Below are 23,471 nucleotides of genomic sequence, written 5' to 3'. Positions count from 1 at the left end.
CCGATGCCAACGGCTAGGCCCCATACCAGGGAGGGCGGTGCGCGGTTCCCGTGGGCCCCGATGCCGACGTCCCGCGCACGCGAGACAGCCGAGCGGGGGCGGGCCCCGGGGCCCCAATGCCGACGGCCCGATCCACGTGAGGTGGGCCGGGCCGTCGGGTGGGTGGTTGCTCAGCTCTCCGCGGGCTCCGCGGTGGCTGTGGCCTTGCGTGTGCGGCGGGTCCTGGGCTTGGCCTCTGCCGCGTCGGTGGGGGCCTCGGTGGCTGCCGTGGTCTTCCGGGCGCGGGTACGGGGCTTGGCCGCGGGCTCGTCGGCCGCCTGGGCCGGGATGTCGGCGGTGGTGGTCGTCGCCGTCTTGCGGGTGCGGCGCGGCTTGGTCTCCGTGCCCTCGGCCGTCTCGACCGCAGCCTCGGCAGCCTTGCGGGTCCGGCGCGGCTTGGTCGCAGCGGTCTCCACGGCCTCGGCGGGCTCCGCCGCAGCGGCCGTCTTGCGGGTACGGCGAGGCTTCGCCTCCGTGCCCTCGGCCGTGTCGACCGCGGTGGTCGCGGCCTTGCGGGTGCGGCGCGGCTTGGTTGCCACGGCCTCGGCGGTCTCCACGGTCGTCTCCGTGGCAGCGGCCTTGCGGGTCCGCGTACGGGGCTTGGCCGTGGACTCCTCGGCCGCCTGGGCCGGGATGTCGGCGGTGGTGGTCGTCGCCGTCTTGCGGGTGCGGCGCGGCTTGGTCTCCGTGCCCTCGGCCGTCTCGACCGCAGCCTCGGCAGCCTTGCGGGTCCGGCGCGGCTTGGTCGCAGCGGTCTCCACGGCCTCGGCGGGCTCCGCCGCAGCGGCCGTCTTGCGGGTACGGCGAGGCTTCGCCTCCGTGCCCTCGGCCGTCTCGACCGCAGCCTCGGCAGCCTTGCGGGTCCGGCGCGGCTTGGTCGCAGCGGTCTCCACGGCCTCGGCGGGCTCCGCCGCAGCGGCCGTCTTGCGGGTACGGCGAGGCTTCGCCTCCGTGCCCTCGGCCGTGTCGACCGCGGTGGTCGCGGCCTTGCGGGTGCGGCGCGGCTTGGTTGCCACGGCCTCGGCGGTCTCCACGGTCGTCTCCGTGGCAGCGGCCTTGCGGGTCCGCGTACGGGGCTTGGCCGTGGACTCCTCGGCCGCCTGGGCCGGGATGTCGGCGGTGGTGGTCGTCGCCGTCTTGCGGGTGCGGCGCGGCTTGGCCTCCGTGCCCTCGGCCGTCTCGACCGCAGCCTCGGCAGCCTTGCGCGTGCGGCGCGGCTTCGTTTCCACGGCCTCGGCGGCCTCGGCGATCTCCACCGCCGTCTCCGCGGCAGCCGTCGCCTTGCGGGTGCGGCGGCGCGGCTTGGTGGCGGGAGCCTCGGGCTCCACCACAGCCGGCGCTTCCACGACGGCCACGGTCTCCACGGCGGCCGGAGCCTCCGCGATCGCCGGAGCCTGCGCGGCGACGGTCTCCGCGGCCGGCGTGCTCTCCGCGGACTTGCGGGTACGGCGGCGGCGCGGCTTCTCCGGGGTCTCGGCAACGTCAAGGGCCGGGCCCTCCGCCGTGGTGACGGCGGCTTCCGCGGCCTCGGGCGCGACGGCCGCGACCGTCACCGGCTCGGACGCAGCCCCACCGCGCGTGCGGCGACGGCGGCGCAGGGTGCGCTGACCGGTCTCCTCGGAGGACGCCTTATCGGCCACGGCCTCGGGGGCGGCGCCCGCCTCCAGCGGCGTACCCCCGCGCGTACGGCGACGGCGACGCGGCGTACGAGCCTCGCGCTCATGGTCGGCGGACCGGGACTCGCCCCGGCCGCCCCGCTCGCCGCCCCGGCCGCCACGACCGCGTGCACCGCGGCCGCCGGTCTCGCCCAGGTCCTCCATCTCCTCCGCGTCGAGCCCCGCGCGCGTGCGCTCGGCGCGCGGCAGGACACCCTTGGTGCCCGCGGGGATCTTCAGTTCCTCGAAGAGGTGCGGGGAGGTGGAGTAGGTCTCCGGCGGGTCGTTGAAGTTCAGCTCCAGCGCCTTGTTGATCAGCTGCCAGCGCGGGATGTCGTCCCAGTCGACCAGCGTGATCGCGATGCCCTTGTTGCCCGCGCGGCCGGTGCGGCCGATGCGGTGCAGATAGGTCTTCTCGTCCTCGGGCGACTGGTAGTTGATGACGTGCGTCACGCCCTCGACGTCGATGCCGCGCGCGGCGACGTCGGTGCAGACGAGCACGTCCACCTTGCCGTTGCGGAACGCGCGCAGCGCCTGCTCGCGGGCGCCCTGGCCGAGGTCGCCGTGGACCGCGCCGGAGGCGAAGCCGCGCTGCTTGAGCTGGTCGGCGAGATCGGCCGCCGTACGCTTCGTACGGCAGAAGACCATCGCCAGACCGCGACCCTCGGCCTGCAGTATGCGCGCGACCATCTCGGCCTTGTCCATGTTGTGCGCGCGATAGATGTGCTGCGAGGTGTTCGCGACCGTCGCGCCGTGGTCGTCCGGCGCGGCGGCGCGGATGTGCGTGGGCTGCGACATGTAGCGGCGGGCGAGACCGATGACCGCGCCCGGCATGGTGGCCGAGAACAGCATGGTCTGGCGCCGGACCGGAAGCATGTTGATGATCTTCTCGACGTCGGGCAGGAAGCCCAGGTCGAGCATCTCGTCGGCCTCGTCGAGGACCAGGCACTTGACGTGCTTGAGGTTGAGCTTCTTCTGGCCCGCGAGGTCCAGGAGACGGCCCGGGGTGCCGACGACCACGTCGACGCCCTTCTTCAGGGCCTCGACCTGGGGCTCGTAGGCCCGGCCGCCGTAGATCGCCGTCACGCGGACGTTGCGCACCTTGCCCGCGGTCAGCAGGTCGTTGGTGACCTGCTGGCACAGCTCGCGCGTGGGGACGACGACGAGCGCCTGCGGGGCGTCGGTGAGGTCCTCGGGCTCGGCGCGGCCCGCCTCCACGTCCGCGGGGACGGTGACGCGCTCGAGGAGCGGAAGGCCGAAGCCCAGCGTCTTGCCGGTGCCGGTCTTGGCCTGGCCGATGACGTCCGTGCCGGTAAGGGCGACGGGGAGCGTCATCTCCTGGATGGGGAAGGGGGTGGTGATGCCGACGGCGTCAAGGGCCTCGACGGTCTCGGGAAGGATTCCGAGATCTCTGAACGTGGTAGTCAGGGTGCTGCCTCTTCTGTGTACGCGGTGCGAGGCGAGCGCGGGGGTCGTAGACGGACCGTGCCGGGGGACGTCGGCTGCCTTACGGGCTTGCCGTAACGCACGGGACCTCTGCCGACGCTCTAGCGCTCGTACCGCTGAGGTGTCCCTCCGAGCGTCGTACGTGATGTGCCGTACGGCCTTTGGAGGGCTGTCGGGTCGGAGCCGATCGGGCCACCGACCGGGCATCCTCATACGTGCGGCCCGTCGAGTACTCGGCAGGCGCATTACCACCATACCCCGGAATCGCGCACATACGATGGCCGATTTGGTCACGTAGCCGTCGTCACACTGATTGACCAGGGACTTCCGCCGGTCGGCGAGCGGACTATTGTGCGCTCCATGACGACGTCAGACAACACCTCCGACGCACCCGCCGAGCAGACCGGGGTGGCCGCCCAGGACTGGGCCAAGGCCTCCGCGGACCCGCAGTACCGGGCCGCGATCGTCGACCTCCTCGGGGCACTCGCGTACGGCGAACTCGCGGCGTTCGAGCGGCTCGCGGAAGACGCCAAACTGGCGCCCACGCTGGCGGACAAGGCGGAACTGGCGAAGATGGCGTCGGCCGAGTTCCACCACTTCGAGAGGCTGCGCGACCGGCTGACGGAGATCGGCGAGGAGCCCACGCACGCGATGGAGCCCTTCGTCGCCGCCCTGGACGGGTTCCACAAGCAGACGGCGCCCTCGGACTGGCTGGAGGGCCTCGTCAAGGCCTACGTCGGCGACTCGATCGCCAGTGACTTCTACCGCGAGGTCGCGGCCCGGCTCGACGCGGACTCGCGCGAGCTGGTGCTGGCCGTGCTGGACGACACCGGGCACGCCGGCTTCGCCGTGGAGAAGGTCCGTGCGGCGATCGACGCCGACCCGCGCGTGGGCGGACGTCTCGCCCTGTGGGCACGGCGTCTCATGGGCGAGGCGCTGTCGCAGTCCCAGCGGGTGGTGGCGGACCGGGACGCGCTCTCGACGATGCTCGTGGGCGGCGTGGCGGACGGGTTCGACCTCGCCGAGGTCGGCCGGATGTTCTCCCGGATCACCGAGGCGCACACGAAGAGGATGGCCGCGCTGGGGCTGGCCGCCTAGCTCCCGCTTCCTCCATCGTTCGAACCGCTTGCATCGTTCCCGTCGAGATCACGCCGGCGCCGAGCGCCGGCGGAGTCTCCCTGCCGGGCGCACCAGGAGGGAGAGCGAGGCGGCGGACACGATCGCCGCGCCGAGCAGGATCAGCAGGACACTGCCCGGGTCGAAGGCGCTGTGCGTCACGAAGGCGCCGAACAGCGCTCCGGCGGCACCCGTCGCCAGCACCAGCGCGCGGGAGGGCAGACGGTGGCCTAGCCGCTGCTGCGCGACCCATGCCAGCACGAGGCCGAGCACAGCGGAGCCGAGCGCTTCGAACAACAACATGGGGTCCCTCCCACACGGCCACACTGCGCGTCACGGTCGTAGCCGGTCATACCCGTGACCTGCGGAATGCAATCCTCCTCTGTGTGCGGTCTGTGCTCCATATGTGGAGACAGAATTCGGAGGAAAGTCCCGAGGAGAGCCCCCGCGGAAGTCCCGGCGAAACCCCGGCGAAAGCGAGAGGGGCCCGGCGGCGCACGGCCGCCGGGCCCCTCTCGTGATGCTGTGATGCTGTGCTGTTGCGCCTAGAGCGCGCCGAAGCCCACCTTGCGCGGGGCCGGCTCGCCGAGCTCTACGTAGGCCAGGCGGTCCGCCGGGACGAGGACCTTGCGGCCGTGCTCGTCCACGAGGGTCAGCAGCTGCGTCTTCCCGGCCAGCGCATCGGCCACGACCCGCTCGACCTCCTCGGCGCTCTGACCGCTCTCCAGAACGATCTCGCGGGGCGCGTGCTGCACGCCGATCTTGACCTCCACGGCTATGTCCCTCCGACGGTCAGTGAAGTGCGCGACCTATACGCGCCGTACCCAGCACACATTAGCCCGGTGAGGGGACCCACATGCTCCGCCCGGGAACGCCAAGAGCGAACAGCGAGCGGGAACAAAGGCGGCGACGAGGGCGCAAGCCGGTGCTGCCGACGGGCCGTCAGTGAGCCTGCTCGGTGCCGTGCAGCGGGAAGCCCGCGATACCGCGCCAGGCGAGCGAGGTCAGCAACTGCACCGCCTGGTCGCGCGGCACGCTGCGGTCGCTGTGCAGCCAGGAGCGCGCCACGACCTGCGCGAGCCCGCCGAGACCGGAGGCCAGCAGCATCGACTCCGCGCGCGAGAGGCCGGTGTCCTCGGCGATCACCTCACAGATCGCCTCGGCGCACTCGTTGGTGACCTTGTCGACGCGCTCGCGCACCGCGGGCTCGTTCGTTAGGTCCGACTCGAACACCAGTCGGAAGGCGCCGCCGTCGTCCTCCACATATGCGAAGTAGGCGTCCATGGTCGCGCGGACGCGCTGCTTGTTGTCGGTGGTCGACGCGAGCGCGCTCCGTACCGAACCGATCAGTGACTCGCAGTGCTGGTCCAGCAGTGCGAGGTAGAGGTCGAGCTTGCCCGGGAAGTGCTGGTAGAGCACCGGCTTGCTGACCCCGGCGCGCTCGGCGATGTCGTCCATCGCGGCCGCGTGGTAACCCTGTGCCACGAACACTTCCTGTGCGGCACCCAGCAGCTGATTCCGTCGGGCACGGCGCGGCAGGCGCGTGCCCCGCGGGCGTGCCGCCTCTGTCTGCTCGATGGCTGTCACGCCGCCTCCCAATTTCGTCCACATGCGGTGTGCGCCGCGCCGCCATCGTACTTTTCGGTAACCCCGGTGTGCGCGGTGCGAGCGCAGAATTTCACGGACCGGACAGCGACGAAAGCCGTGCAGATGGTGCCAAACCGGAGCGAAGCGGGCAGGCGGCCGTCTCCCTCCAGTTCAGCGGCACCCTCTCGGAGGCCCGCGTCCCCCGTCAGCGGTAGTCGTCCTCGTCGAGGGAGACGACGCGGTGCTGCTCGACGAGATCGGCCTCGTTCCCGCGGGCCGGGTCCACGTCCTCGAGAGGGTCGTCCTTGTCCGCCGTGAGCTTCTCGGACTGCTCAGCGGCGTCGTTCTCCGGTGCCTCGACGTCGATCTCCCGGGCTTCCTCCGCGCTCTCGTCCTCGAAGGTGTCGGGGTCGCTTGGGTCTACGGCCATGATCGGGCTCCCTTCCTACGAATGTCCCTGGAAGAAGCAGGGGCCACAGCGGGTGCCCTCTTTATGAGCCTAGGAGACACCGGATCCGGATGCTATGCGGTGTGCAGGCAATCTGTGACGGCGAACACATGAGCCACTACGTGATCGTCTCGTAACATTGCCGCATGTCTTCGACCGAGCTGCCGTCCGTTCCGGCGACCAATGTGCTCCCGAAGGTGGCGCCCGTAAGGGTCGCGGAGGGCGAGCGGCTGAGGTCCGTCGGGCTGCCGGGGATCACGCTGACGGTGCGGTCGAGACCACCCGCGCGCGAGGGACTGCCACCCGCGCTCTACGTCCACGGTCTGGGCGGTTCCTCGCAGAACTGGTCGGCCCTGATGGAGCAGCTCGACGACGTGGTCGACGGCGAGGCCATCGACCTGCCGGGCTTCGGCGACTCCCCGCCGCCGGACGACGGCGACTACTCGATCACCGGGCACGCGCGCGCGGTGATCCGTTTTCTCGACGCCTCCGGGCGCGGTCCCGTGCATCTGCTGGGCAATTCGCTCGGCGGCGCGGTCACCACGCGCGTGGCGGCGCTGCGGCCCGACCTCGTACGCACGCTGACCCTGGTCTCACCGGCGCTGCCGGAGATCCTCATCCAGCGCAGCGCGGTGCCGACGGCGCTGCTCGCGCTGCCCGGCGTCGCCGGCCTGTTCACCCGCGCCACCAGGAAGTGGTCCGCGGAGGCACGCGTCCGCGGCGTCATGGCGCTCTGCTACGGCGATCCCGGTCAGGTGTCGCCGGAAGGCTTCCGCAACGCCGTGGAGGAGATGGAACGGCGGCTGCAACTGCCGTATCTCTGGGACGCGATGACGCGTTCCGCGCGCGGCATCGTCAACGCGTACACCCTGGGCGGACAGCACGGACTGTGGCGCCAGGCGGAGCGCGTCCTCGCCCCGACCCTGCTCGTCTACGGCGGCCGGGACCAGCTCGTCGGCTTCCGGATGGCCCGGAAGGCGGCCCGCGCCTTCCGCGACTCACGCCTGCTGACCCTGCCGGACGCGGGGCACGTGGCGATGATGGAGTATCCGGACACCGTGGCCCGCGCCTTTCGTGAACTCCTCGCCGAGACGGGCGAGATGGGCGAGACTGGTGGCGCAGGCGGGACAAGCGAGTCGGGCGATTCGGGTGAGACGGCCGGTGGTGCGTCGGCGAGTGGCGCGGACCGGGCCTCCCTCGGCCGGGATGGTTTGCTTGTCGCCGACGGCGATAGTGCCACCGAGAGCACGGGGAGCTGAGGGCCGGCGTGGGACGTCACAGCCGCCGCGGCTCCGGTGCCGCGAAGGGCGAGTCCAGGGACGCGGACGCGGTACGTGGAGGCCAGGGGTCGGGGTCCGGGGGCTCGGGCGCCGGTGCGGGAGCCGCGGGTGCTCGACGGGTACCCGGGCCGCTGCCTGGGCAGCAAGGGGCGCCGGGGTACGGGCCGCCGTCCGGGCCGCAGGGGATGCCGGGGTACGGGCCGCCGTCCGGGCAGGGGATGCCGGCGTACGGGCCGCGGCCGACGGATGGCACGCCCGCGCGTGGGGTGCCGCGTCTGCCTGATGGGACTCCCGCGCGCGGGGTACCGCGATTCGCCGACGGCACCCCCGCGCGCGGAGTGCCTCGATTCCCGGACGGCACGCCCGCCCGGGGGGTGCCTCGATTCCCCGACGGCACTCCCGCCCACGGCACTCCCCGTCTCGCCGACGGCACTTCCCTCAGCGCGCCCCAGTTCCGTGGCGGTCACCCCGAGCAGCGTGAAGCCGGCGGGGGATGGGGCGAGTTGAGGAGCCCCGGTGTGTCCCTCCCGCGGCAGCGCCAGGCGCCGCCCGGAGGGCCGCGGCAGGATTACGTCGACGCATTCGACGACTTCGATGCCTTCGGCGGCTCAGGCGGCTTCGGCGGCTCCGACGAGGAGGCCGACGTCTTCGCGCCCCGCGGCGGCGGTTCCGTGCGCGCCCCGGGGTCGTATGCGTCCGCGCGCGCCGCGGACCCGTACGCCTCCGTCACCGACTGGGATCCGGACACGGGGGTCGGCGTCCCCTCCGAGACCGATGCCGAGACCGACTCAGAGACCGACGAGGACGCGGCGCCAACCGGTGTGCCCGCGCAGACCAGGGGCAGCAAGGGGCGGACGTTCACCGGCATTGCCGCTGCCGCCGTGACGACCGTGCTGGCCGTCGTGGTGGCCGGGCAGGTCGCGAACGGACGCGACGACGACGCCATCGGGACGCAGTCGGCGACCGACCAGGCCCGGGACGCCCGGGACTCGGGCGGGAGCGCGGCGCCGTCCGCCTCGCCCAGCGTGGCGACGCTGACGTACTCCCAGGCGATGGCGAAGCGGTATCCGCTCAGTGCGACGCTCAAGGGGTCGGGGAAGTTCGACGCGGTCCCCGGGGTGGCCAAGGCGCCGGGCAAGGGGCAGAAGTACACCTACCGCGTGGATGTGGAGCAGGGGCTCGGGCTCGACGGCGAACTCTTCGCCCGGGCCGTGCAGACGACCCTCAACGACAAACGGAGCTGGGCCCACGACGGCGAGCGCACCTTCGAGCGCATCCACACCGGCAAGCCCGACTTCGTGATCACACTCGCCAGCCCGGGGACCACCGCGAAGTGGTGCGCCAAGTCCGGACTCGACACCGGCGAGGAGAACGTCTCCTGCGACTCGGCCGCCACCGAGCGAGTGATGATCAATGCATACAGATGGGCACAGGGGTCGAAGACCTACGGCGACCACATGCTGGCCTACCGGCAGATGTTGATCAACCACGAGGTCGGTCACCGACTCGGCCACGGCCACGTGAACTGCACCAAGGACGGCGAGCTCGCCCCGGTGATGCAGCAGCAGACCAAGTTCCTCGACCACGACGGGATCCACTGCCGGGCCAACCCCTGGCCGTATCCGGGGAGTTGACGGGTGCCGCATATGTCACATTGACATGCGCAGAAAGTTGATTCATATTTCTGGTCATGTCGACCCTCCACGCCTCCGCGCGCGCCGCCATCGAGCTGGCGCTCATCGGCGTGACCGCGCTCTGCGTGGCCGACATCGACTGTCGCTGACGCTCGCCCACGGGCGCTCGCGTCGCGATCTTGTCCCGCTCCCCTGACCCGGTCTTGCGCCGTGGCCGGGCAGCCGTTTTCGACGACCTGACGCCCGGGCAGACGTCTGCTCACATTCGTCTCACATCTCGTCAATCCGTCTCATCATTCGAGAGGTCGTCATTCCGATGCGTCACCCGTCCGTAAACAGAGCCCGTGTGGCGGCGATATCCGCAGGCCTGGTCCTGGCCCTGGGCGCCGCCGCCTGCGGGCCCGAGGACAACGATGCCAAGGGCGCCGGCGGCGACTCCACGCCCCACAAGGGCGGCACCCTCACGGTCCTCAACTCCGAGGCCCAGACGGACTTCGACCCCGCGCGCCTGTACACCTCCGGCGGCGGCAACGTCCCCTCCCTGGTCTTCCGTACGCTCACCACCCGCAACCGCGAGAACGGCGCGGCCGGTGCCAAGGTCGTCCCGGACCTCGCCACCGACATCGGGCGCCCCAACAAGGACGCGACCGTGTGGACGTACACCCTGAAGAAGGGCCTCACGTACGAGGACGGCAGCGCGATCACGTCCGCCGACATCAAGTACGGCATCGAGCGCTCCTTCGCGCCCGAGCTGTCCGGCGGCGCGCCCTACCTGCGGGACTGGCTGGTCGGCGCGGCCGACTACCAGGGGCCGTACAAGGACAAGAAGGGCCTGCCGGCGATCGAGACGCCGGACAGCCGGACCATCGTCTTCCATCTCAACAAGCCCGAGGGCGAGTTCCCGTACCTGGCCACGCAGACGCAGTTCACGCCCGTCCCGAAGGCCAAGGACACGGGTACGAAGTACGAGGAGCACCCGGTCTCGTCCGGACCGTACAAGGTCGTCAGCAACGAGAACGACGGTGAGCACCTGGTCCTGGAGCGCAACACCCACTGGTCGGCCGCCACGGACCCCGAGCGCAAGGCCTACCCGGACAAGATCGACGTGCGGTCCGGTCTCGACTCGTCCGTGATCAACCAGCGGCTGTCGGCGTCGCAGGGTGCGGACGCGGCGGCCGTGACCACGGACACCAACCTCGGTCCGGCCGAACTCGCCAAGGTGAGCAGCGACAAGAAGCTGGCCGCGCGTGTCGGCACGGGCCACTTCGGCTACACCAACTACATAGCGTTCAACCCGACCGTCAAGCCGTTCAACAACGTCAAGGTGCGGCAGGCGATCTCGTACGCCATCGACCGGTCGTCCGTGGTCAACGCGGCCGGCGGTTCGGCGCTCGCCGAGCCGGCCACCACCTTCCTGCCGAACCAGAAGTCCTTCGGCTACACGCCGTACGACCTCTTCCCGGCCGGTGCGGCCGGCAACGCCGCCAAGGCCAAGCAGCTGCTGTCCCAGGCGGGTTACAAGAACGGCCTCACCGTCACGCTGACCCACTCCAACGCCAAGGACTTCGAGACCAGCCCGGAGATCGCGACCGCCATCCAGGACGCGCTCAAGAAGGCCGGCATCACGGTCAAGCTGCAGGGCCTGGAGGACAACGACTACCGGGACAAGATCCACAGCGTGAAGACCGAGCCCGGCTTCTTCCTCGCCCACTGGGGTGCCGACTGGCCCTCCGGCGGCCCCTTCCTCGCCCCGATCTTCGACGGTCGCCAGATCGTCAAGAACGGCGCGAACTTCAACAACGGCCTGCTCAATGACAAGTCGGTCAATGACGAGATTGACGCGATCAACAAGTTGACCGATCTTGACGCTGCCGCCAAGAGGTGGGGTGCACTGGACAAGAAGATCGGCGAACAGGCCCTGACCGTCCCGCTGTTCCACCCCGTCTACAAGCGCCTGGTCGGCAGCGACATCAAGAACGTCGTGATCAGCGACTGGACCGGCGTGCTGGACATCTCGCAGGTCGCGGTGAAGTAGCGCCGTGAGCGAGGCACTTGTCGCCACCCAGGTCCCCGAGGTGTCCGCCTCGGGGACCTCGGGGGCCCTTCGGTTCTGGCGGCGGCTGCGTACGCAGCGCGCCGCCCTCGTCGCGGCGTCCGTCGTCGCACTGCTGGTCCTGATCGCGCTCGCCGCGCCCCTGCTCACCGCCCTGGAGAACCAGGACCCGACCACGTACCACCCCTCGCTCGTCGACTCCGCGCGCGGAGGCGTGCCGATCGGCTCCCTCGGGGGCATCGGCGCCGACCACTGGCTGGGCGTCGAACCGCAGACCGGGCGCGACCTGTTCGCCCGGCTCGTCTACGGGGCGCGGGTCTCCCTGGGCGTCGCGCTGGCGGCGACCGTGATCCAGGTCTTCCTCGGCGTGGTGATCGGAATCGCCTCGGCGATCGGCGCCGGATGGGTTGATCAACTGTTGAGCCGGATCACCGACATCTTCGTCGCCATGCCTTTGATGATCATGTCGTTGGCGCTGCTCGCGATCGTCCCGTCGAGCTTCCCGCGACCTGTACTGGTCACGTTGGTCATCGGGTTCATCGCCTGGGGCAACATCGCGAAGATCGTGCGGGCCCAGACGCTCACGCTCAAGGGGCTCGACTATGTCTCCGCCGCCCGGCTCAGCGGCTGGGGGACCTGGCGCATCGCGCGCAGGGAACTGCTGCCCGGGCTCGCCGCTCCGGTCATCACGTACGCCGCGATCCTCATGCCGGTCAACATCAGCGTCGAGGCCGCGCTGTCCTTCCTCGGCGTCGGCGTGAAGCCGCCCACGCCGTCCTGGGGGCAGATGCTCACCGCCGCCGACGTCTGGTACCAGGCGGCCCCGCAGTACCTGCTGCTCCCGGCGGGCGCGCTCTTCGTCACCGTCCTCGCCCTGACCGTCCTCGGCGACGGCGTCCGCACCGCCCTGGACCCCCGGGCCGCCTCCCGACTGCGCGTCGGGACGGGCAGCAAGCGGGAGGCCGGGGCGGCCGGGAAGGACGCTGGGACAGGCGTCCGGGCGGGGGAGAAGGGCGCCGGGGCGGGCGCGAAGGAGGGCTCCGCATGAGCGGCTTCGGAGGCTTCCTGGTCCGGCGCGGCATCGGCACGGTCATCACCCTGCTGGCCATCTCGGTCATCGTCTACGTCGTCTTCTACGCCACCCCGGGCAACGTCGCGCAGATCACCTGCGGCCCGCGCTGCTCCCCGGAGCAGGTGCACCAGGTGGCCCAGCAACTCAGGCTCGACGACCCGCTGTACGTGCGCTATTGGCACTTCCTCGAAGGCCTGGTCGCCGGTCAGGACTACTCCACGGGCACCTCGGTGGAGCACTGCCCGGCGCCCTGCCTCGGGCTCTCGTACCAGACCGACCGTCAGGTCATGGACATCATCCTGACGAAGCTGCCGGTGAGCCTCTCGCTGGTGCTCGGCGCGATGGTCCTGTGGCTGGTCCTCGGGGTCGGCACCGGTGTGCTCTCCGCGTGGCGGCGCGGCCGGTTCACCGAGCGGCTGCTGACGGCCCTCACCCTCGCTGGCTGGGCCACCCCGGTCTTCGTCATCGGCCTGGTGCTGATGATCGTCGTCTGCGGCGAACTGCAACTGCTGCCCTTCCCGCAGTACGTGAAGCTCACCGACGACCCCGAGCAGTGGGCGTGGAACCTGCTGTTGCCCTGGCTCTCGCTCGCCCTGATCGAGGCCGCCGCGTTCGCGCGGCTGACCAGGGCGTCGATGCTGGAGACGCTGGCAGAGGACCACATCCGCACCTTCCGGGCCTACGGGGTCGCCGAGCGGGCGATCGTGGGGCGGCACGCGCTGCGCGGCGCCCTCGCGCCCGTCATCGCGCTGAACGCCAACAACGTCGGCTCGGCGATCGGCGGCGCCGTCCTCACCGAGACCCTCTTCGGACTGCCCGGCATCGGACAGGAACTCGTCCACGCGGTCAATGTGGTCGACCTGCCCGTCGTCGTCGGCATGGTCCTGGTCATCGGTTTCTTCGTGGTCCTCGCCAACGCCGTCGCGGACGTCCTGTACGCGGTGGCCGACCGACGGGTGGTACTGACGTGAGTGGTGGTACCGACGTGAGTGGTGGTACCGACGTGAGTCTCGTCCAGGTGACGGACCTGTCCGTGGAGTTCGGCGATTTGCGGGCCGTGGACTGCCTCTCGTTCGGCCTGGCTCGCGGCGCCGCCCTGGCGCTGGTCGGCGAGTCCGGATCCGGCAAGTCCACGGTCGCCTCGGCCCTGCTGGGGTTGCACCGCGGAACCGGCGCGCGGGTCGGCGGCTCGATCGAGGTCGCCGGCGCCGACGTACAGCGGGCGTCCGACGACGAACTGCGGCGGCTGCGCGGCGCCAAGGCCGCCATGGTCTTCCAGGACCCGCTGTCGTCCCTCGACCCGTACTACGCGATCGGCGACCAGATCGCCGAGGTGTACCGCGTGCACACGCGCGTGTCACGACGGGCGGCACGCGCGCGTGCGGTGGACGTGCTCGACCGGGTGGGGATTCCGGACGCGGTGCGGCGCTCGCGTTCCCGGCCGCACGAGTTCAGCGGCGGCATGCGCCAGCGCGCGCTCATCGCGATGGCGCTCGCCTGCGAGCCCGACCTGCTGATCGCCGACGAACCGACCACCGCACTCGACGTCACGGTCCAGGCCCAGATCCTCGACCTGCTCCACACACTGCGCGAGGAGACCGGCATGGGCCTGCTGCTCGTCACGCACGACGTGGGCGTGGCCGCCGAGAGCGTCGACGAGGTACTCGTCATGCGGCACGGGCGCCGGGTCGAACACGGTCCGGTGGCCGACGTGTTGAGCGCGCCTGCACAGACGTACACACGGGAGTTGCTGGCGGCGGTGCCGCGGGTGGATGCGCGACGGGGCGCGTCGGTGACTGGCGGGGACGACGCCGGGGTAGCCGGCGAGGAGGGCGCCGGGGTAGCCGCCGGCGCCGTGTCCGCGGTGTCTGCGGTGTCTGCCGTGTCTGCGGCAGAGGTCGGCGCCGGCGGCCCCGACGGCCGTCCGGAGGTGACCGGGGACGTCGTTCTGGAAGCCACCGGCCTGCGGCGTGAGTTCGGGCGGGGCAAGCGGGCGTTCGCCGCAGTGGACGGCGTGTCGCTGGCCATCCGGCGGGGCGAGACCCTCGGTGTCGTGGGCGAGAGCGGCAGCGGCAAGACGACGCTCGGCCGGATGCTGGTCGGGCTGCTGGAGCCGACGGCCGGTGAGGTCCGCTACGACGGGCACGCGCGCGTGGGCGTGCATCCGGCCGTCCAGATGGTCTTCCAGGACCCCGTCTCCTCCCTCAACCCGCGCCGCAGCGTGGGTGAGTCGATAGCCGACCCGCTCCGCGCGCGTGGCGAGAGGGACGAGAAGCGGATCAGGGGGCGCGTGACGGAATTGCTGGAGCGCGTAGGGCTCGAAGGGGCGCACTACGACCGCTACCCGCACGAGTTCAGCGGTGGACAGCGCCAGCGCGTGGGCATCGCGCGGGCGCTCGCCGCCGACCCGCGCGTGATCGTCTGCGACGAGCCGGTCTCCGCGCTCGACGTGACCACGCAGGCCCAGGTCGTCGCCCTGCTCGGTGAGCTCCAGCGCGAACTCGGGCTGGCGCTCGTCTTCGTCGCGCACGACCTCGCCGTCGTGCGACAGGTCAGCGACCGGGTCGCGGTGATGCGCCGCGGCCGGATCGTCGAGTCGGGCCCCGCCGACGAGGTGTACGACAACCCCCAGGACCCGTACACCAAGCAGCTGCTGGCCGCCGTACCGTCGCTCGACCCGCAGGTCGCCGCCCGGCGCAGGGTGGCCCGGCGAGAATTGGCCGTCGCCTGACGGAACGTAACTGCTTGATCTCTTAGCGCGATCGAACGCGAACCGCACAGGAAAGTTACGACCGTTCACCCCTTTTGGTGGCGCGACGGACAACCGTCCATCGCGCCACCGCCTTGTCCGCATACGTTCTTCCCGCTGTGAGCCGCCAAGTCAACGGCGGCTCCTCATACGGGAGATCGGGGGTGCGCTCGTGCGCATCGGACTGCTTACGGAGGGTGGCTATCCGTATGTGAGCGGTGACGCCAGGCTCTGGTGCGACCGGCTCGTGCGCGGGCTCGGGCAGCACGAGTTCGAGGTCTACGCGCTCAGCCGCAGCGAGCGCCAGGAGGCCGAGGGCTGGATCCCGCTGCCGTCGCAGGTCGACCGGGTGATCACCGCGCCGCTGTGGACAGCCGAGGACGACGGGGTCCACTACGGGCGCCGGGCGCGCCGCCGGTTCGCCGAGTGCTACGGCGAGTTGGCGGCCGCGTTGTGCACGGGCAGGCCAGGGGATCCCGCCGCCCCGGGGGAGGCCCCGGCCGCCGAGGCGGACCGTTTCGGCAACGCGCTGTACGGCCTCGCCGAACTCGCCCGCGACGAAGGCGGTCTCGTGGGAGCGCTCCGATCCGAGACCGCCGTACGCGCCCTGGAGCGCGCCTGTCGCGCACCGGGCGCCCTGCGGGACGCGCGGGAGGCGCGCGTCCCGGATCTGCTCGCGGTCGCCGCACACCTCGAACGCGCCCTGCGCCCCCTCTCGCTCGACTGGTACGAGGACGACGGGCTCGGCTCGGTCGACCTGTGCCACGCGACGTCCGGCGGCCCCGCCGCCCTGCCCGGACTGCTCGCGCGCCACTTCCACGGCGTACCCCTCCTGGTGACCGAGTACGGCGTGCGACTGCGCACGCACTACCTGGCCGCCACGGACGCGCCGCCCGCCGTGCGCGCCCTGCTCGCCGCCTTCCACGGCAGGCTCGCCGCCGAGACCTACGAACGGGCCGCCGTCATCACACCGGGCAATGCGCACGCCCGCCGCTGGCAGGAGCGCTGCGGCGCCGACCGGACCAAGCTCCGCACGGTCTACCCGGGCATGGACGCCTCCCGTTTCGCCGAGGTGGGGGAGTCCGCCGAGAGCGCCGACGCCGACACGCTGGTCTGGGTCGGCCGCATCGAGCCCGCCAAGGACCTGGTCTCCCTGCTGCACGCCTTCGCCGAGATCCGCAAGGAGGAGCCGAAGACGCGGCTGCGGATCGTCGGCGCACCGGCCGACCCCGAGGGCACGGCCTATCTCGGACACTGCAAAGCGCTCGCGGCGCAGCTCTTCCCCGACGAGGCCGAGGGGCCGCACTCCGTCGGCGACAACCCCGTCTCCTTCGAGGAGATCGGCGGCCCGGAGCTGCCCACGCTCGCCGACGCGTACGCCGCCGGGGCCGTGACCGTGCTCTCCAGCGTCGTCGAGGGCTTTCCGATCAGCCTGGTCGAGGCCATGTTCTGCGGCCGCGCGACGGTGTCCACGGATGTCGGTGCGGTCGTCGAGGTCATTGGAGGCACGGGGCTCGTGGTGCCGCCGCGCAACCCCCGGGCGCTCGGCGAGGCGTGCCTGGCGCTGTTGCGCGACCCCGAGCGCCGGGAGCGCCTGGGCGCGGCCGCACGCGCGCGTGCGCTCGAACTGTTCACCGTCGAGCAGAACACCACGGCATTTCACGGCATTTACCTGGAGATCGTCTCGCACACCCCGGTACGCCGGCTCGTCCTCGACGACACCGGCGAGCCCCTGCCCTTCGCCGTTCCCGCCGAGGCCCACGTCCCCGGCCGCTGGACCGGCCCGGCCGCGCGCGTAGTGGCCCGCGGCGGCCCCGCCTGGGCGGCGGGCGCCCCCGTACGCGCCGGTTCCGCGATGCCCGCAACGCACGCGACGCCCGCCACGGAGGGTGCGCGATGAGCGGCTTGGGAGAACTGGACCGCCCCGGCGCACCGGGCGGCGCGGAGGCGTGGGACGAGCGCTCGGGGGAGTGGGTTGCGGAGGTCGGTGGGGCTGATGCGGTGCCGGAGGGGACTGCGGTGTCCGCGGTGTCCGAGCAGGCTCATGCCCCCGCCCCCAACCGTCGACCGACCCCCCGCCGCACCGCCGCCGACCCCGTGAAGGCGCTGATGCACCGTCATCGCGAGCTGTGCGAACGAGCCGTGGACCCCCTGGAGATCGCGGCGGGCCTGGAGGCCCACGGCGTCACCGACCGGACCGCGACCCGCTTCCGCCACCGGGACGTCTTCTCCCTCGCGGAGGAGATGTACGCGCGCGCCGCCCACGACGAGGAGACGGCGCCGCGCCCCACCACCCTCACGCCCACCCGCGCACACACCTCCTGGATCCTTCTCACCCTGCTGCCCGGAACGCTCTGCGCCGCGACCGTGGCCGCCCTCCGCCTCACTCACGGACAGGCCCACGCCATCGCGCTCGCGGTCGGCGTCCTCGCAGCGGTCCTCGCCCTGCGCGCGGCGCTCACCCGCGGCCCCCTCGCCCCGACGAACGGCACGCTCCCGGGATCCGCACGCCACTCTTCAGGCAGTCGGGCGTGGACGTGCTGGCTCGTCGCCTACGCCCTCCTCGGCGACGGCCTGCTCGAGGCGGCCGTCGCCGGAGGCCCCGACGCCCTGCCCGGTGCCTCCGCCGACAGCTCATGGGCCGTGGCCACGGCGCCTGTCCTGGCCCTGAGCCTGGCGTGCGCCCCCGCCGCGTGGTGCGCGCACCTCTTCGCGGTGAGCGCCCGCCGCCGACTGGACACCAGCCGGGGCCTGGAGGATTTCACCGCGTCCGCGCGGCCCCTGCTGCTGGGCGCGTTCGCCCTGTTCCTGTCCGCTCTGTCGGCCCTGCTCGCCGTGTGCGGCGTCGTCCTGGGCGAGAGCCCGGCCTACGCCCAGACCGTCACCCTGGGCGCCCTGCTGCTCCTCGCCCGCCTCCTCACCGCGCACGGTTTCACCCACGCCCCCGCGATCCTCCTCGGGGCAGCGGCGGCCGCCGAGGCGACCGCCCTCGCCACGGTCTTCGCGGGCCGCCTGCCCGGGTGCGGCTTCCTCGCCACCCCCGTGGAAACCGCCGCCGACACCTGGGGCCCCGGCACCGTCCCGACCCTCGTCTGCTCGGTGGCCGCGCTGACCCTGCTGGTCCACGCGACCCGCACCCTGACCCGGGCCTCGGCCCACGCGCCCGTGGACCAGCCGTGCTGACGCCGCGGCCGTCTCCTGGCCATCGCCTCGGGCCGTCGGTACCCCGCGGCAGGCTGGCCCTCACCCCGTCGCCGGCGCAGTGTCCCGACCCTCGTCTGCTCGGTGGCGGCGCTGATCCCGTTGGCTCACGCGACCCGCACCCTGACTCGGGCCTCGGCCCACGCGCCCGCGGACAGGCCGTGCTGACGCCGACGCCGCGGCCGTCTCCTGGCCACCGCCTCGGGCCGCTCGAACGCCGCAGCGGGCCGACCCCCACCCGGCCGACGGCGCAGCGTCTCGACCCTCGTCTGCGCAGCGGCGGCGCTGGCCCTGCTGGTCCACGTGACCCGCACCCTGACTTGGGCCTCGGCCCACGCGCCCGTGGACCAGCCGTGCTGACGCCGCGGCCGCCCTCCTGCCACCGCCCCGGGCCGCCGGTACGCCGCAGCAGGCCGGCCCCCACCCCGCCGCCGGCGCCCGGATCCGCCGCCCGGGGCAACCGCACCTCCCCCTCCGAAGGAGAAGTCCAGATGATCACCTCCCGATCTGACGCCTCGGCCCCGGGAGCCGCCCGATGAGAGTCCTGCTGATCGGAGCCAACGGCTACCTGGGCCGCTTCGTCGCCGACCGTCTGCTCGCCGACCCGGCCGTACAGCTCACCGCGCTCGGCCGCGGCGACGACGCCGACGTCCGCTTCGACCTCGCGTCCGGCAGCCCCGGTGCCCTCACCCGCTTCCTCGACGCGGTCCACCCCGGTGTCGTCATCAACTGCGCCGGTGCCACCCGCGGCGGCGCCCGCGACCTGACCCGCCACAACACCGTGGCCGTGGCCACCGTCTGCGAGGCCCTGCGCCGCAGTGGCTGCGGCGCACGCCTGGTGCAGATCGGCTGCGGCGCGGAGTACGGGCCCAGCCAACCCGGCTCCTCCACGGCGGAGGACGCCGTCCCCCGCCCCGGCGGCCCGTACGGCGTCAGCAAGCTCGCCGCCACCGAACTCGTCCTCGGCTCCGGCCTGGACGCGGTCGTCCTGCGGGTCTTCTCCCCGGCCGGACCGGGCACGCCCGCCGGATCACCGCTCGGCCGGCTCGCCGAGGCCATGCGCCGGGCCATGCAGTCCGGCGACGGCGAGCTCAAGCTCGGCGGCCTCGGCATCCAGCGCGACTTCGTCGACGTACGCGATGTGGCCCGAGCCGTGCACGCCGCCTCGCTCTCCGCCGCGCAGGGCGTCATCAACATCGGCGCGGGCCGCGCCGTCCGGCTGCGCGACGCCGCCGCCATGCTCGCCCGGGTGGCCGGATACGGCGGTGCCCTCCATGAACTCGACGGTCCGCCCGGCCCGTTGCGGGCGACCGTGGGCCACCCGCGCCCGGATCCCGACCACGCGGCCCCGGTGGCGTACCCGTACCCGGACGGCTGCGGAAGCTGGCAGCAGGCCGATGTGCGCACTGCGCGCGACCGGCTCGGCTGGCGGCCGCGGATCAACCTCGAGGAGTCCCTCGCCGACATCTGGATGGAGGCGGCATGTCGTATGTGACGAGCACCAGAGCAGGCATCGCAAGCACCGGCGTCCGCACGGGCTTCGGCATCCCCGGCTACGCACACCCCCTCGTCGCACCCACCGAATGGAACGAACTCACCCGCCCCGGCACCCCCTTGCACTGGGTCGTGCTCAACGTCTCCGATGGCCCCGGCACCCGGCCCGACCCGCACTGCCTGGAGGCGGCGGGACGACTGCGCAACGCGGGCGTGCGGGTCCTGGGCCACCTCGACGCCGCGTCCGGGAGCCGGAACTTCGGCGAGGTGATCTCCGACGCGCAGCGCCACGTCGACTGGTACCAGGTCGACGGCTTCCTCCTGGACCGCTGTCCGACCGACGGCGTCTCGCTCCCCGAGATCCGCCGCACCGTCGCCACGCTCCGCGCGCTGTGTGAAGACGCTCACATCGTCCTGGGCCACGGCGCCCACCCGCACCCCGGCTACGTGGACTGCGCCGACCAGTTGGTCACCTTCAGCGGCCCCTGGAGCGACTACCGCTGGTCGCAGGTGGCCGAGTGGACCGCCGAGCATCCGCCCGAGCGTTTCTGCCACTTCGTCCACGGAGTGCCCCTCCCGCACCTGGAGGAGGCCCTGCGCATCGCCCGCTGGCAGGGCGCGGCGACGATCTACTTCACCGACTGCACGGACCAAGGCCACGGCGGCCCCTGGGATGCCATGCCCGGCTACTGGGACGAAATCGTCTCGCGGATCGGAACGGGTGTCTCGGAATGAAAAAGCGCGTGGCAGTGTTGCAGCAAGAACACCCGTAGTGATTGACCGACCAACGGAGTCCCCGTGTCGCTGCCACCCCTGGTCGAGCCGGCTGCCGAGCTCACCGTAGACGAGGTCCGCAGGTACTCCCGCCACCTGATCATCCCCGACGTCGGGATGGACGGGCAGAAGCGGCTGAAGAACGCCAAGGTGCTCTGTGTGGGCGCCGGCGGCCTGGGCTCGCCGGCACTGATGTACCTGGCCGCCGCGGGCGTGGGCACCCTCGGCATCGTCGAGTTCGACGAGGTCGACGAGTCGAACCTGCAGCGTCAGATCATCCACAGCCAGTCCGACATCGGCCGCTCCAAGGCCGAGTCCGCCCGTGACTCCGTCAAGGGCATCAACCCGTACGTGAACGTGATCCTTCACGAGGAGCGGCTCGAGGCCGACAACGTGATGGAGATCTTCAGCCAGTACGACCTGATCGTCGACGGCACGGACAACTTCGCGACCCGCTACCTGGTCAACGACGCCTGCGTACTGCTGAACAAGCCGTACGTGTGGGGCTCGATCTACCGCTTCGACGGCCAGGCCTCCGTCTTCTGGTCCGAGCACGGTCCCTGCTACCGCTGCCTGTACCCGGAGCCCCCGCCCCCGGGCATGGTCCCCTCCTGCGCCGAGGGCGGCGTCCTCGGCGTGCTGTGCGCGTCCATCGGCTCCATCCAGGTCAACGAGGCCATCAAGCTCCTCGCGGGCATCGGCGAGCCGCTGGTCGGCCGCCTGATGATCTACGACGCCCTGGAGATGCAGTACCGCCAGGTCAAGGTCCGAAAGGACCCCGACTGCGCGGTCTGCGGCGAGAACCCGACCGTCACCGAGCTCATCGACTACGAGGCCTTCTGCGGCGTCGTCTCCGAGGAGGCCCAGGAGGCGGCCGCCGGCTCGACGATCACTCCCAAGCAGCTCAAGGAGTGGATCGACGACGGCGAGAACATCGAGATCATCGACGTCCGTGAGATCAACGAGTACGAGATCGTCAACATCCCGGGCGCCAAGCTGATCCCGAAGAACGAGTTCCTCATGGGCACCGCCCTGGAGAGCCTCCCGCAGGACAAGAAGATCGTCCTGCACTGCAAGACGGGTGTCCGCAGTGCGGAGGTTCTCGCGGTCCTGAAGTCCGCGGGCTTCTCCGACGCCGTGCACGTCGGCGGCGGTGTCATCGGCTGGGTCAACCAGATCGAGCCGCACAAGCCGGTCTACTAGGCCGCACAGGCCCAGCAGGCCGCACCCGTTCAGCAGTTCACGCCGGTCCACACGGCGCACGCCTTCCCGGGAGGGGCTCGGCACCACTGGTGCCGGGCCCCTTTCCGCTGTCCGGGTCCCGAAGTCCGCCGCCGCGGCTAGGAAGCGCAGACCTTGCCGTCCTTCGGCACGGTCCCGTCCAGCAGATAGGCGTTCACCGTCGAGTCGACGCAGTCGCTCCCGCTTCCGTACGCACCGTGCCCCTCGCCCTTCCAGGTGAGTTCCACGCCGACGCCCTTGCCCAGTTCGTCGACCATCTTGCGGGCGCCCTCGTACGGCGTCGCAGGGTCGCCGGTGTTGCCGACCACGAGAATCGGAGCGGCACCCGGCGCACTCACCTCCGGGGTGTCGGACTGCCCGGCCACCGGCCAGTCGTGGCACCAGCCGGCCGTGTCCCAGCCGAGGAAGTCGCCGAACACGGGTGAGATCTTCTCGAACGCCGGCAGCCTCTTCTTCGTCTCCTCGGCGGTCGGCCGCTCCTTGTCGTCCAGGCACGATATGACCCGCTGGGAGTGGGTCGTCGTGCCGTAGTGCCCCGAGGTGTCGCGTTCGTTGTAGCCGTCGGCGAGCGTCAGCAGCTCGGAACCGTCGCCCTGCTCGGCCGCGTCAAGGGCGCTGGTCAGGGTCGGCCAGCCGGCCTTGCTGTACAGAGGCAGGACGATGCCGGTGAGGGCGAGCGTCTGCGTGAGCTTGCGGCCGGACGAGGTGGGCAGCGGCTTCGAGTCGAGTCGCCGGACCAGGTCCGCGATCTTCCGGGAGCCCTGCTTGGGGTCCTGGCCGGTCGACTTGAGGTAGTCGTCCAGGGCGCGCTGGAAGCCCTTGGTCTGGTTCTCCGCGTGCCCCACGGTGTCGGCGCTCGGGTCGACGACCGCGTCGAGGATCAGCCGCCCCACGTTCTTCGGGAACAAGTGGGCGTAGACACCGCCGAGTTCCGTGCCGTACGAGATGCCGAAGTAGTGCATCTTCTTGTCGCCCAGGACCTGGCGCATCAGGTCCATGTCGCGGGCGGTGTCGGTCGTCGACACATGCGCCAGCAGCTTTCCCGCGGCCTTCTCGCAGCCCTTGCCGAAGTCGGCGGAGTCCTGGAAGTACGCCTTCTCCTCGGCCGGGGTGTCCGGGGTGGCGTCCACGTCCTCGGCTGCCTGGATGTCCTTGTCGCTGCGGCAGCGCACACCCTCGCTGGCGGCGACCCCGCGCGGGTCCCAGCTCACCAGGTCGTACTGCTCGCGCAGTTTGGAGACCGTGGAGGCGTACGTCGGCATCATGGAGACGCCCGAGCCGCCGGGGCCGCCGAAGTTGAACAGGAGCGAGCCGGTGCGCTTGTCCCCGTTGGACTTGGCTCGAATCAGCGCCAGGCCGATGGTCTCGCCCCCGGGCTTCGACCAGTCCAGTGGCGCCTTGAGCGTCGCGCACTGCCAGTCGTTGCCCGGCGCGGGGGAGTCGGCGGTGGCCTTGCAGGCTCCCCAGGCGAGCTTCTGCCCGGTCAGTGAGGAGGGCAGCGCGGCCGTCGTGCCGGAGGAGCGGGACGGCGACGCAGCGGGCGCGCTCGTGCGGTCACCGTCCTTGCCGTCGCCGGAGGACGAACCGCTGCTGCAGCCGCCCACCAGGAGCGCGGCGGCGGCGCCCAGAGCCGTCCACCGTACGAGTCGTGCCATGTGCTTTCCCCCCTCACAGGCCCTCC

19 protein-coding genes are annotated in these 23,471 nt (G+C 71.7%); 13 read left to right on the top strand and 6 right to left on the bottom strand.

Annotation, left to right across the window (positions count from 1 at the left end; translation table 11 throughout):
- Positions 1-170 precede the first annotated feature (170 nt).
- Positions 171-3,029 (bottom strand): DEAD/DEAH box helicase, encoded by a 2,859-nt coding sequence (locus JYK17_RS14940; RefSeq protein WP_222810536.1) that lies wholly within the window; start codon positions 3,027-3,029, stop codon positions 171-173.
- Between the two features lie 471 nt (positions 3,030-3,500).
- Between JYK17_RS14940 and JYK17_RS14935 the strand changes: the two genes are divergently transcribed.
- Entirely contained in the window at positions 3,501-4,238 is a 738-nt protein-coding gene (locus JYK17_RS14935; protein WP_108013998.1) for a ferritin-like fold-containing protein, read from the top strand.
- Between the two features lie 48 nt (positions 4,239-4,286).
- On the opposite strand, the gene JYK17_RS14930 is transcribed toward JYK17_RS14935, so the two are convergent.
- From JYK17_RS14930 to JYK17_RS14915, 4 genes are all read right to left on the bottom strand, one after another.
- The gene (locus JYK17_RS14930) at positions 4,287-4,559 is read right to left on the bottom strand and encodes a hypothetical protein (RefSeq protein WP_108013999.1); all 273 of its coding nucleotides are present in this window, start codon (positions 4,557-4,559) and stop codon (positions 4,287-4,289) included.
- Positions 4,560-4,801: 242 nt separating this feature from the next.
- Positions 4,802-5,029, bottom strand: coding sequence for a DUF3107 domain-containing protein (locus JYK17_RS14925; RefSeq protein ID WP_108014000.1), 228 nt, complete (start codon positions 5,027-5,029; stop codon positions 4,802-4,804).
- A 169-nt stretch (positions 5,030-5,198) separates the two neighbouring features.
- The gene (locus JYK17_RS14920; protein ID WP_108014001.1) at positions 5,199-5,843 is read right to left on the bottom strand and encodes a TetR/AcrR family transcriptional regulator; all 645 of its coding nucleotides are present in this window, start codon (positions 5,841-5,843) and stop codon (positions 5,199-5,201) included.
- Between the two features lie 205 nt (positions 5,844-6,048).
- The gene (locus JYK17_RS14915) at positions 6,049-6,273 is read right to left on the bottom strand and encodes an Rv3202a family protein (RefSeq protein WP_108014002.1); all 225 of its coding nucleotides are present in this window, start codon (positions 6,271-6,273) and stop codon (positions 6,049-6,051) included.
- A gap of 164 nt (positions 6,274-6,437) precedes the next feature.
- Here JYK17_RS14915 and JYK17_RS14910 point away from each other — a divergent pair, with 164 nt between their 5' ends.
- From JYK17_RS14910 to moeZ, 12 genes are all read left to right on the top strand, one after another.
- Complete coding sequence (locus JYK17_RS14910) at positions 6,438-7,550, top strand: alpha/beta fold hydrolase (protein ID WP_222810535.1); 1,113 nt, start codon at positions 6,438-6,440, stop codon at positions 7,548-7,550.
- A gap of 8 nt (positions 7,551-7,558) precedes the next feature.
- Complete coding sequence (locus JYK17_RS14905; RefSeq protein WP_222810534.1) at positions 7,559-9,205, top strand: DUF3152 domain-containing protein; 1,647 nt, start codon at positions 7,559-7,561, stop codon at positions 9,203-9,205.
- 56 nt (positions 9,206-9,261) lie between these two features.
- Positions 9,262-9,354, top strand: coding sequence for an Ms4533A family Cys-rich leader peptide (locus tag JYK17_RS41190; RefSeq protein WP_340643640.1), 93 nt, complete (start codon positions 9,262-9,264; stop codon positions 9,352-9,354).
- 167 nt (positions 9,355-9,521) lie between these two features.
- Positions 9,522-11,240: an ABC transporter substrate-binding protein gene (locus tag JYK17_RS14900; RefSeq protein WP_108014005.1), complete on the top strand. Its 1,719-nt coding sequence runs from the start codon at positions 9,522-9,524 to the stop codon at positions 11,238-11,240.
- A 4-nt stretch (positions 11,241-11,244) separates the two neighbouring features.
- Positions 11,245-12,306: an ABC transporter permease gene (locus tag JYK17_RS14895; RefSeq protein WP_222810533.1), complete on the top strand. Its 1,062-nt coding sequence runs from the start codon at positions 11,245-11,247 to the stop codon at positions 12,304-12,306.
- The gene (locus tag JYK17_RS14890) at positions 12,303-13,301 is read left to right on the top strand and encodes an ABC transporter permease (RefSeq protein WP_108014007.1); all 999 of its coding nucleotides are present in this window, start codon (positions 12,303-12,305) and stop codon (positions 13,299-13,301) included. Before JYK17_RS14895 ends, JYK17_RS14890 begins: the two co-directional genes overlap by 4 nt.
- Positions 13,302-13,333: 32 nt before the next feature.
- A complete protein-coding gene (locus JYK17_RS14885; protein ID WP_222810564.1) occupies positions 13,334-15,061 on the top strand; it encodes a dipeptide ABC transporter ATP-binding protein in 1,728 nt (575 codons plus the stop codon).
- Positions 15,062-15,251: 190 nt separating this feature from the next.
- Positions 15,252-16,979: a DUF3492 domain-containing protein gene (locus tag JYK17_RS14880; RefSeq protein WP_222810532.1), complete on the top strand. Its 1,728-nt coding sequence runs from the start codon at positions 15,252-15,254 to the stop codon at positions 16,977-16,979.
- Positions 16,976-18,262: a hypothetical protein gene (locus tag JYK17_RS14875; RefSeq protein ID WP_108014010.1), complete on the top strand. Its 1,287-nt coding sequence runs from the start codon at positions 16,976-16,978 to the stop codon at positions 18,260-18,262. The genes JYK17_RS14880 and JYK17_RS14875 overlap by 4 nt, the downstream gene beginning before the upstream one ends.
- Positions 18,263-18,815: 553 nt before the next feature.
- The gene (locus tag JYK17_RS14870; protein ID WP_108014011.1) at positions 18,816-19,775 is read left to right on the top strand and encodes an NAD-dependent epimerase/dehydratase family protein; all 960 of its coding nucleotides are present in this window, start codon (positions 18,816-18,818) and stop codon (positions 19,773-19,775) included.
- On the top strand, positions 19,763-20,509 hold the full coding sequence (locus tag JYK17_RS14865) for a spherulation-specific family 4 protein (protein WP_222810531.1): 747 nt from the start codon (positions 19,763-19,765) through the stop codon (positions 20,507-20,509). The genes JYK17_RS14870 and JYK17_RS14865 overlap by 13 nt, the downstream gene beginning before the upstream one ends.
- A gap of 63 nt (positions 20,510-20,572) precedes the next feature.
- Entirely contained in the window at positions 20,573-21,751 is a 1,179-nt protein-coding gene (gene moeZ / locus JYK17_RS14860) for an adenylyltransferase/sulfurtransferase MoeZ (protein ID WP_108014013.1), read from the top strand.
- 137 nt (positions 21,752-21,888) lie between these two features.
- On the opposite strand, the gene JYK17_RS14855 is transcribed toward moeZ, so the two are convergent.
- Positions 21,889-23,445 (bottom strand): alpha/beta hydrolase, encoded by a 1,557-nt coding sequence (locus JYK17_RS14855; protein WP_222810530.1) that lies wholly within the window; start codon positions 23,443-23,445, stop codon positions 21,889-21,891.
- Positions 23,446-23,471 lie beyond the last annotated feature (26 nt).

Origin of the sequence: Streptomyces plumbidurans (genome assembly GCF_019857225.1) — a bacterium.
Taxonomy (GTDB): Bacteria; Actinomycetota; Actinomycetes; order Streptomycetales; family Streptomycetaceae; genus Streptomyces; species Streptomyces plumbidurans.
Note: the sequence above shows the minus strand (reverse complement) of the source record. Positions and strands in the feature narration are given on the sequence as shown.

Excerpts from the sequence above, each read along its gene's own strand:
- JYK17_RS14915 (WP_108014002.1), bottom strand. The coding sequence starts at position 6,273 with ATGGCCGTAGACCCAAGCGACCCCGACACCTTCGAGGACGAGAGCGCG.
- JYK17_RS14865 (WP_222810531.1), top strand. The coding sequence starts at position 19,763 with ATGTCGTATGTGACGAGCACCAGAGCAGGCATCGCAAGCACCGGCGTC.
- JYK17_RS14855 (WP_222810530.1), bottom strand. The coding sequence starts at position 23,445 with ATGGCACGACTCGTACGGTGGACGGCTCTGGGCGCCGCCGCCGCGCTC.
- JYK17_RS14930 (WP_108013999.1), bottom strand. The coding sequence starts at position 4,559 with ATGTTGTTGTTCGAAGCGCTCGGCTCCGCTGTGCTCGGCCTCGTGCTG.
- JYK17_RS41190 (WP_340643640.1), top strand. The coding sequence starts at position 9,262 with ATGTCGACCCTCCACGCCTCCGCGCGCGCCGCCATCGAGCTGGCGCTC.
- JYK17_RS14940 (WP_222810536.1), bottom strand. The coding sequence starts at position 3,029 with ATGACGCTCCCCGTCGCCCTTACCGGCACGGACGTCATCGGCCAGGCC.
- JYK17_RS14935 (WP_108013998.1), top strand. The coding sequence starts at position 3,501 with ATGACGACGTCAGACAACACCTCCGACGCACCCGCCGAGCAGACCGGG.
- JYK17_RS14890 (WP_108014007.1), top strand. The coding sequence starts at position 12,303 with ATGAGCGGCTTCGGAGGCTTCCTGGTCCGGCGCGGCATCGGCACGGTC.
- JYK17_RS14900 (WP_108014005.1), top strand. The coding sequence starts at position 9,522 with ATGCGTCACCCGTCCGTAAACAGAGCCCGTGTGGCGGCGATATCCGCA.
- JYK17_RS14875 (WP_108014010.1), top strand. The coding sequence starts at position 16,976 with ATGAGCGGCTTGGGAGAACTGGACCGCCCCGGCGCACCGGGCGGCGCG.
- JYK17_RS14870 (WP_108014011.1), top strand. The coding sequence starts at position 18,816 with ATGAGAGTCCTGCTGATCGGAGCCAACGGCTACCTGGGCCGCTTCGTC.
- JYK17_RS14910 (WP_222810535.1), top strand. The coding sequence starts at position 6,438 with ATGTCTTCGACCGAGCTGCCGTCCGTTCCGGCGACCAATGTGCTCCCG.